At 75.4% G+C, this 7,963-nt stretch carries 8 protein-coding genes and 1 pseudogene; 3 read left to right on the top strand and 6 right to left on the bottom strand.

Features of this window, described 5'->3' with window-relative positions; genetic code table 11:
- A partial coding sequence (locus tag AAHZ94_RS23900) for a sensor histidine kinase (protein WP_349995096.1) occupies positions 1-1,125 on the bottom strand: 1,125 nt, incomplete at its 3' end.
- 107 nt (positions 1,126-1,232) lie between these two features.
- Here AAHZ94_RS23900 and AAHZ94_RS23895 point away from each other — a divergent pair.
- Entirely contained in the window at positions 1,233-2,171 is a 939-nt protein-coding gene (locus AAHZ94_RS23895) for an ATP-binding cassette domain-containing protein (RefSeq protein WP_349995095.1), read from the top strand.
- Positions 2,168-2,905, top strand: a complete 738-nt coding sequence (locus tag AAHZ94_RS23890; RefSeq protein WP_349995093.1) for an ABC transporter permease — start codon at positions 2,168-2,170, stop codon at positions 2,903-2,905. Before AAHZ94_RS23895 ends, AAHZ94_RS23890 begins: the two co-directional genes overlap by 4 nt.
- Before the next feature lie 58 nt (positions 2,906-2,963).
- Here AAHZ94_RS23890 and mug read toward each other — a convergent pair whose 3' ends face one another.
- The 3 genes from mug to AAHZ94_RS23875 all read right to left on the bottom strand — a co-directional run bounded on the left by mug (position 2,964) and on the right by AAHZ94_RS23875 (position 5,893).
- On the bottom strand, positions 2,964-3,515 hold the full coding sequence (mug, locus tag AAHZ94_RS23885; protein WP_349995098.1) for a G/U mismatch-specific DNA glycosylase: 552 nt from the start codon (positions 3,513-3,515) through the stop codon (positions 2,964-2,966).
- Positions 3,512-4,945 carry an adenylosuccinate lyase gene (purB, locus tag AAHZ94_RS23880; RefSeq protein ID WP_349995091.1) on the bottom strand — a complete coding sequence of 478 codons (1,434 nt, stop codon included), beginning with the start codon at positions 4,943-4,945 and terminating at the stop codon, positions 3,512-3,514. The genes mug and purB overlap by 4 nt, the downstream gene beginning before the upstream one ends.
- Positions 4,946-5,035: 90 nt before the next feature.
- Positions 5,036-5,893: an SGNH/GDSL hydrolase family protein gene (locus tag AAHZ94_RS23875; protein WP_349995097.1), complete on the bottom strand. Its 858-nt coding sequence runs from the start codon at positions 5,891-5,893 to the stop codon at positions 5,036-5,038.
- Between the two features lie 139 nt (positions 5,894-6,032).
- Here AAHZ94_RS23875 and AAHZ94_RS23870 point away from each other — a divergent pair, with 139 nt between their 5' ends.
- The gene (locus tag AAHZ94_RS23870; RefSeq protein WP_349995090.1) at positions 6,033-6,497 is read left to right on the top strand and encodes a MazG-like family protein; all 465 of its coding nucleotides are present in this window, start codon (positions 6,033-6,035) and stop codon (positions 6,495-6,497) included.
- Between the two features lie 225 nt (positions 6,498-6,722).
- Here the strand turns inward: AAHZ94_RS23870 and AAHZ94_RS23865 are convergent, their stop codons facing one another.
- Positions 6,723-7,742: a hemolysin family protein gene (locus AAHZ94_RS23865; RefSeq protein ID WP_349995088.1), complete on the bottom strand. Its 1,020-nt coding sequence runs from the start codon at positions 7,740-7,742 to the stop codon at positions 6,723-6,725.
- Positions 7,739-7,963, bottom strand: a pseudogene (locus AAHZ94_RS23860) (hypothetical protein); the annotation flags it as partial. The gene AAHZ94_RS23865 and the pseudogene AAHZ94_RS23860, both read right to left, overlap by 4 nt.

Below are 7,963 nucleotides of genomic sequence, written 5' to 3'. Positions count from 1 at the left end.
GCCGCCGCCTTGGCCACCGCCGACCGGGCCCGGCCCTGGCGTCGGCAGCGGATTGCGCACATCAAGGACGAGGCCGGCGGGTGCCACTGCGATCCGTACCGTGACCGGCACCTGGCCCGCGTGCCGCAGCACGTTGGTCAGCGCCTCCTGCACGATCCGGTACCCCTCGCGGGACAGCGGCCCCGGCACCTCCCGTACGGCAGGGTCGACCTCGGCCACCACGGGCGCGCCGGCCGCCCGGGCCGACGCGAACAGTCCCGCCACGTCCGTCAGGTCGGGGCGGCGCCCACCCGCTGCACCCGCCCCGTCAGCGTCGGGGCGCAGCAGGCGCAACACCCGCTCCAGGTCCTCCAGTGCCTGCCGGCCGGTGTCCTCGATCGCTGCCAGGGCCCGTTCGGTGAACTCGGCCGAGCCCGCCGCGCGCGCCGCCCCGGCCTGCACCACGGCGATGGTGAGCGCGTGCCCGATCGAGTCGTGCAACTCGCGGGCCAGCCGGTTGTGCTCCAACAGCCGCTCCGTACGCGCCTCCAACGCCGCCACCCGCTCCGCCGCCGACGGCGCCAACAGCCAGCACGCCGCCTGTGCGAGCACGGCACCGGCCGCCACCACCACCGCGGCCAGCGCCACCAGCGGCAGCGGCGCGAGCAGCACGAACCAGCCACCCGGCCCCACCACCAGGACCACCGAGAGCGCCGGCAGCCACACCGTCGCGAGCAGCACCGGCACCCCGGCCAGCACCCGGACCAGCAGCCACAGGGCGGTCCGGCCGCGCTCGCCCCAACTCAGTGCGGGCCCCACCGAGGCCCTGAGGTCGGCGGGCCAGGGCCCGGCCCCCTCCACCGTCCCACCGGGGCCACCGTCGTGGGCAACTGCCCGGCAGGGCAGCACCATGGCCCGTACCTGCACCCCCTCCGCCGTCCGCACCACCGGCACCATGGCCAGCCCGATCAGCAGCGGCACCGGCAACGCGAGGAACCCGGCCCAACTCACCGGGCCGGTGGCCGATGTGCCGGGGAACACCAGCAGACAGATCGCGGCGAAGACGCCACCGACCAGCAGGTGGAGCCAGCGGGTGTAGGTGACGGTTCGTTGCAGTGGCCGGAACACGGCCTTCAGCGGGAGCACCGCCCCATCGTGGCAGCGTGCCGCGTCCGGCGGCTCCCCCGCGCGGGGGAGCGCGGCCCCACCCGCGGGGGAGGCGCGGGCACGTGCGGGTCCGGCAGCGTGGCGGCATGACCACGATCGACGTACGAGACCTGCGCAAGGACTACCGGCGGCACCGCGCCGTGGACGGGCTGACCTGCACCGTCCGGCCGGGCCTGGTGACCGGGTTCCTCGGGCCCAACGGCGCGGGCAAATCCACCACGCTGCGCATCGCCCTGGGCCTGGACCGGCCCACCGCGGGCCGGGTGACCATCGGCGGCGCCCGCTACCGGGCAGCCCCCCGGCCACTGCGGCTGGTCGGCGCGCTCCTCGACGCGGGAGCCGCGCACGGCGCCAGGACCGCCCGCGACCACCTGCGCTGCCTGGCGCTGAGCAACGGCATCCCGGACCGCCGGGTGGCCGAGGTGCTCGCCGAGGCCGGCCTCGCGCAGGTCGCCCGGCGCCGCGTCGGCACCTTCTCGCTCGGCATGCGGCAGCGGCTCGGGGTGGCCGCGGCACTCCTCGGCGACCCGCCCGTACTGATCCTGGACGAGCCGACCAACGGTCTGGACCCCGAGGGCATCATCTGGCTCCGGGAGCTGCTCCGCGGGCTGGCGGCCGAGGGCCGTACGGTGCTGGTCTCCAGCCACCTGATGGGCGAGACGGCCCGTATCGCCGACCACCTGATCGTGCTCGGCCGCGGGCGACTGCTGGCCGACACCCCGATGGCCGCCTTCCTCCGGGCCCACGGCACCCCGCGGGCCCGGCTGCGGACCACCGAACCCGAGCGGCTGCACAGCGCACTCAGCGCCGCCGGGCTGTGCGGCCTGCCCGATGGCGAAGGCCGCTGGAGCGTGCCCGGCGCGTCGGCGGCCCGGGTGGGCCACCTGGTGGCAGCCGCCGGCGTGCCGCTGCTCGAACTGGCCGATGCGGGGGTCTCGTTGGAGGAGGCGTACCTGAAACTGACGGCCGACGCCACGCCGTACGCCGCGACCGGCCGCACGAGCGAGCAGGGGAGCCGGCGATGACGCCCGCCGGGGTGCTGCGCGCGGAGTGGACGAAGGTCCACACGGTGCGGGCCACACTGATCGCGCTGGCCTGCGTGCTGCCGGCCACGGCCGGCGCCTCGGCGCTGGCCTGCGCTAGCTACCGCCCCGCAGCAGAAGCCGACTTCGACCCGGTCTTCCACGCCTTCTTCGGCCTGTGCTTCGGCCAGTTGGCCGCGCTCTGCTTCGGGGTGCTGGTGGTCACGGCCGAGTACCGCACCGGCGGCATCCGCACGGCACTGGCCGCCGTCCCGCGCCGGGGCCTGTTCTACGGCTGCAAGCTCGCCGTGATCGGCGCGTGCGGCCTCGCCGTCGGCCTGCTGACCGGCTTCGTCTCGCTGCTGTCCGGCCAGGCGCTGCTCGGCGGTGCGGGGGTGGGCATCGGCGCCGACGGCGCGCTGCGCGCCGCGCTGGGCTGCGGCCTCTACCTGGGGCTGCTGACGGTGCTGGCCGCCGGCGTCGCCACCGCCGTACGCAGCCAGGTCGCCGCCCTCGGCCTGCTGGTGCCGCTGCTCACCCTCGTCCAGCCGGTGGTGGGCACGACGTCGGCCGCGTACCGGCTGACCCGCCTGCTGCCGGACGCCGCGGGTCAGGCGGTCCTGCACACCAGGCCGACGGACGGCCTCGGCCCGTGGAGCGGGCTCGCGGTGCTCGCCGCGTGGACGCTGGCCGCGGTCCTGGCGGGTTGGTGGGTGCTGGAGCGGCGCGATGCGTAGCGGGGCCGATCCGCGGCGGGCCTGGCCGCGGAGCAGCCCCCGCTGGCGGGCCTGCGTCCTACTCCGCGTCCGACTGCTCCGTGGCCGCGCTGCGCAGCCGCCCGTACTCCTCGGCCATGGCCTGGCGGCTCCAGTGTGCGTTCAGGCCGCTCGGGTTGGGCAGCACCCACACCCGGGTCTCGCCCAGCGTGCCGGGCTGGGGGCCGATGCGGGCGGTGCGGTCGGCGAAGGCGACGCGGTAGGCGGTGACGCCGACTACCGCCAGCCACGCCGGACGCAGCCGGGCGACCTTCGTGCGCAGCACCTCGCCGCCCGCGCGGTACTCCTCCGCGCTGAGCTCATCGGCCCGTGCGGTGGCCCTGGCCACCACGTTGGTGATGCCGAGGCCGTACGCCAGCAACTCCTCCTGCTCCGCGGGGCGCAGTTGGCGCGGGGTGAAACCGCTGTCGTGCAGGACCGGCCAGAAGCGGTTGCCGGGGCGAGCGAAGTGGTGGCCGGTGGCCGCCGACAGCAGGCCGGGGTTGATGCCGCAGAACAGCACCCGCAGCCCGGCCGCGACCACGTCGGGAATGACGCGGTCGCGGGCGGCGGCCAGCTCTTCGGGGGTCAGAGGATCGACCCCGGCGCGTAACCCGCGGCCTGCGGGTACCGCTTGGCGATCTCCTCGATGCGGGCCACGACTGCCGCCACCTGGTCGGCCGCGGCGCCGGTGAAGGACAGCTTGTCCGCCATCAGCGCGTCCAGCTCCGCCCGGTCCAGCGGCAGTCGCTCGTCCGCCGCGAGCTTGTCCAGGAGCTCGTTGCGCTCGGCGCCCTGCTCGCGCATGGCGAGCGCCGCGGCCACCGCGTTCTCCTTGATCGCCTCGTGCGCCTCCTCGCGGCCCACCCCGGCCCGTACCGCGGCCATCAACACCTTGGTGGTGGCCAGGAACGGCAGGTAGCGGTCGAGCTCGCGGGCGACGACGGCCGGGAAGGCGCCGAACTCGTCCAGCACTGTCAGGAACGTCTCCAACAGTCCGTCGAGTGCGAAGAACGCGTCCGGCAGCGCGACGCGGCGCACCACCGAACAGGACACGTCGCCCTCGTTCCACTGGTCGCCGGCGAGCTCGCCGGCCATCGACGCGTAGCCGCGCAGGATCACGGTCAGGCCGTTCACCCGCTCGCAGGAGCGCGTGTTCATCTTGTGCGGCATCGCGGAGGAGCCGACCTGCCCGGGCTTGAACCCCTCGGTGACCAGCTCGTGCCCGGCCATCAGGCGGATCGTCTTGGCGATCGACGACGGGGCGGCTGCCACCTGCACCAGGGCGCTGACCACCTCGTAGTCCAGCGAGCGCGGGTAGACCTGGCCGACGGAGGTGAAGGCGTGGGCGAAGCCGAGGTGGCCGGCGATGCGCTGCTCAAGCTCGGCCAGCTTGCCGGCGTCGCCACCGAGCAGGTCCAGCATGTCCTGGGCGGTGCCGACCGGGCCCTTGATGCCGCGCAGCGGGTAGCGGCCGAGCAACTCCTCAAGCCGGCCGAAGGCCACCAGCAGCTCGTCGGCACCGGTGGCGAACCGCTTGCCGAGGGTGGTGGCCTGGGCCGCCACGTTGTGCGAACGCCCGGCCACGACCAGCTCGGCGTGGTCGGCGGCCAGCTTGCCCAGCCGGGCCAGCACCGCCACCACCCGGTCGCGCACCAGCTCAAGGGAGAGCCTGAGCTGAAGCTGCTCGACGTTCTCGGTCAGGTCGCGGGACGTCATGCCCTTGTGGACCTGCTCGTGCCCGGCGAGCGCGTTGAACTCCTCGATCCGCGCCTTGACGTCGTGCCGGGTGACCTTCTCGCGCTCGGCGATCGACTCCAGGTCGACCGTCTCCAGGACCCGCTCGTAGTCGGCGATCGCCCCGTCCGGCACCTCGATCCCGAGGTCCTTCTGGGCGCGCAGCACGGCGAGCCACAGCCGCCTTTCCAGCGTCACCTTGTACTCGGGGGACCACAGGACGGCGAGCTCCGCCGAGGCGTAGCGGCTGGCCAGGACGTTCGGGATGCGCGGCTTAACAGTCACGGGGGCAGTCTACTGGCGGTATCCGCAGGCCAGCGCCGGGCCCGCGGCGGGCGGCAGCCGCCTTCGGGCCGCCGCCGCGAGGGTCGCTGCTCAGCCCTCGGACACCGGGGGCCGGGTCGACACGTCGCCCGGTGCACCGCCTGCTGTACCGCCCACTGCGTGGTCGGCGGCGTCGTCGGCGCGTACGAGGGGCAGCAGCTCGGCCCGCTTGGGCGCGCGACCGTCCCCCGACGAGCGGCCGGTCAGCCGCCGGCCGATCCAAGGGGCCAGGTGCTGGCGGGCGAAGCGCAGGTCGGCGCTGCGCCGCGAGCGCCAGCCGGGCAGCACCGGCGGCGGCAGCGGCTCCCGCCAGTCGAAGGTGGCCGGCAGCCCGATCGTCTGCCACACGGCCTCCGCCACCCGCCGATGGCCCTCCGCGTTCAGGTGCAGTCGGTCATCGGCCCACATCCGGGCGTCACCCAGCACCGGTGCCCCGAACAGGTCCACCACCAGCGCGCCGTGCCGTGCCGCGACCGCGTCGATATGGGCGTAGAGGTGCTCCATGCGCGGCCTGCCCCGCTCCAGCAGCGGGCCGTGCCGCCCGGGGCTGTGCATCAGGACGAGCCGGCGGCAGCCCGGGGCCAGCCGCTCGACGGCCTCCTCGAACCTGGCGCACACCCGCGCCATGTCGCACTTGGGGCGCAGCACGTCGTTCAACCCGCCGACCAGGGTGACCAGGTCCGCGTCCATCGCCGCCGCCGGGCCGCTCTGGTCGTCGACGATCTGGCCGATGAGCTTGCCGCGCACGGCGAGGTTGGCATAGCGGAAGCCTGGGTCCCGGGCGGCGAGCCGCGCAGCGAGGAGGTCGGCCCAGCCCCGGTAGGTGCCGTCGGGCAGTTCGTCGGACATGCCCTCGGTGAAGGAGTCGCCGACCGCGACGAAACTGGAGTACGTGGCGTTCATCTGCATGGCGAACGCGATCATATCGGCAGGCCGGGCCGTACTCCGGGCCCGGCACCGCACCATCCCACCCGCCCGCCTTTGTCCCGTTGCTCCGGCCCCGGCCCGCCGCCGGGCCCGGGCACCGTACCGATGGGGAGACCGCCAGATGAGCGAGCGCGTGAGCGCCGACCGGATCAGGGCCGACCAACTCGACGCCCTGCACGAGCGCGCGGCGCGTGCCGCCGCGGAGGCTGCCGAGGGGGTTGCGGAGGGAGCGCCCGTGCCGGCTGGCGCGCCGTCCGGGTCGGTCCTGTGGGAGACCGCCCGGCACGCGGTGGACTGGCTCGATGCGGCCAACGCCGACCGCGACCCGGCGGAGGAACGGGCCCTGCGGCTGCTGAAGCTGGCCGAGGAGACGGGCGAGGTGATGCGCGCGTACACCGGGCTGACCGGCCAGAATCCGCGCAAGGGCGTCACCCACGGGCGGGCCGACGTGGCCGCCGAACTGTGCGACGTGATCCTCACGGCCGCCGTCGCGCTGTCCGGGTTCAGCGACGACCCGGCCGCCACGTTGGACGCGCACCTACGCGGCGTCGCCGAGCGGATGCGGGCCCGGCCGGATCGGGCGTAGTACGCGGGGTGGCGCGGCGGCTGCGTACACGCGGTGGCGCGGCGGCTGCCCCGGAGTGCGTGTGAGACCGGAGCCTTGCGGGGGGGCCGGCGCGGGGGGGGGGCCCCCCCGGGGGGGGGGGGGGGGGGGGGCCCCCGGGGGGGGGGGGGGGGGCCCCCGGGGGGGGGGGGGCCCCCGGCCCCGGGGGGGGCCCCGGCGGGGGGGCCGGCCCCCCCGGGGCGCCGGTCAGGTGGTGGGCGCCGGGCCCACCAGTTCCCGCAGCACGTCCTCCATGGTGACGAGCCCGGCGAGCCGGCTCTGCTCGTCGATGACGGCGGCCAGGTGCGTACTGGTGCCGCGCATCGCGGTCAGCACGTCGTCCAGCGGGGTCGCGGCCCGGACCCGGGCGATGGGTCGCAACTGCTCGGGGCGGAAGGCCACGTCGCGCGGCCTGGCGTCGAGCGCGTCCTTCACGTGCAGGTAGCCGAGGATGCGCCCGCTGCCGTCGATGACCGGGAAGCGCGAGAACCCGGACTCGGCCGAGAGTCGCTCAAGCCGCTCGGGGGTGACCCCGAGCCTGGCCGTGACCACCTGGTCCACCGAGAGCACCACGTCCCGCACCGGCCGCTGGCCGAGTTCGAGCGCGTCCCGCAGCCGCTCGGTGGCCCGGTCGTCCAACAGCCCCGCCTCGCTGGAGTCGGCGACCATCCGCGCCAGGTCGGCGTCCGAGAACGAGGCGGCCACCTCGTCCTTCGGCTCCACCCGCAACAGCTTGAGCAGCGTGTTCGCGAACGCGTTGACCGTGAAGATCACCGGCCGCAGCGCGCGGGACATGGCCACCAGCGGCGGGCCGAGCAGCAGCGCGGAGCGCACCGGCTCGGCCAGCGCGATGTTCTTCGGCACCATCTCGCCGAAGAGCATGTGCAGGTACGTGGCCACCGCCAGCGCGATCACGAAGGCGATCGGGTGGGTCAGCCCGTCCGGCACGCCCACCGCGTGGAAGACCGGCTCCAGCAGATGGGCGATGGCCGGCTCGGCGACGATGCCGAGCACCAGGGTGCACAGCGTGATGCCGAGCTGCGCCGCCGCCATCAGCGCCGACACGTGCTCCAGGCCCCACAGGACGCTGCGGGCCCGCCGGTCGCCCTGTTCGGCGTGCGGCTCGATCTGGCTGCGGCGCACCGAGATCAGCGCGAACTCGGCGCCCACGAAGTACGCGTTGACCACCAGCGTGAGCAGGCCGATCAACAACTGGACCACGATCATCGGCGGTGCTCCTCTCGCTGCGGTGCCGTGTCCACGGCCGGGCCCGACCGGTCATCGCCCGACCGCTGGTCGGTGTCGGGGTCGGCCCCGGAATCGGTGTCGGGGGCGGCGCCGGTGTCGGGCGCGGGGTCGCCCGCCGCGCCCCGGGGCGGGTCGGCCGCGGCGGCCGCGCCCCGGGGGTGGGCCCGGGGACGGCGCCCGCCCCGGCCGGGGGGGGGGGG

It is taken from the genome of Streptomyces sp. HSW2009 (assembly GCF_040240285.1).
Lineage (GTDB): Bacteria > Actinomycetota > Actinomycetes > Streptomycetales > Streptomycetaceae > Streptomyces.
Note: the sequence above shows the minus strand (reverse complement) of the source record. Positions and strands in the feature narration are given on the sequence as shown.

Excerpts from the sequence above, each read along its gene's own strand:
- AAHZ94_RS23870 (WP_349995090.1), top strand. The coding sequence starts at position 6,033 with ATGAGCGAGCGCGTGAGCGCCGACCGGATCAGGGCCGACCAACTCGAC.
- AAHZ94_RS23890 (WP_349995093.1), top strand. The coding sequence starts at position 2,168 with ATGACGCCCGCCGGGGTGCTGCGCGCGGAGTGGACGAAGGTCCACACG.
- AAHZ94_RS23895 (WP_349995095.1), top strand. The coding sequence starts at position 1,233 with ATGACCACGATCGACGTACGAGACCTGCGCAAGGACTACCGGCGGCAC.
- AAHZ94_RS23875 (WP_349995097.1), bottom strand. The coding sequence starts at position 5,893 with ATGCAGATGAACGCCACGTACTCCAGTTTCGTCGCGGTCGGCGACTCC.
- AAHZ94_RS23865 (WP_349995088.1), bottom strand. The coding sequence starts at position 7,742 with ATGATCGTGGTCCAGTTGTTGATCGGCCTGCTCACGCTGGTGGTCAAC.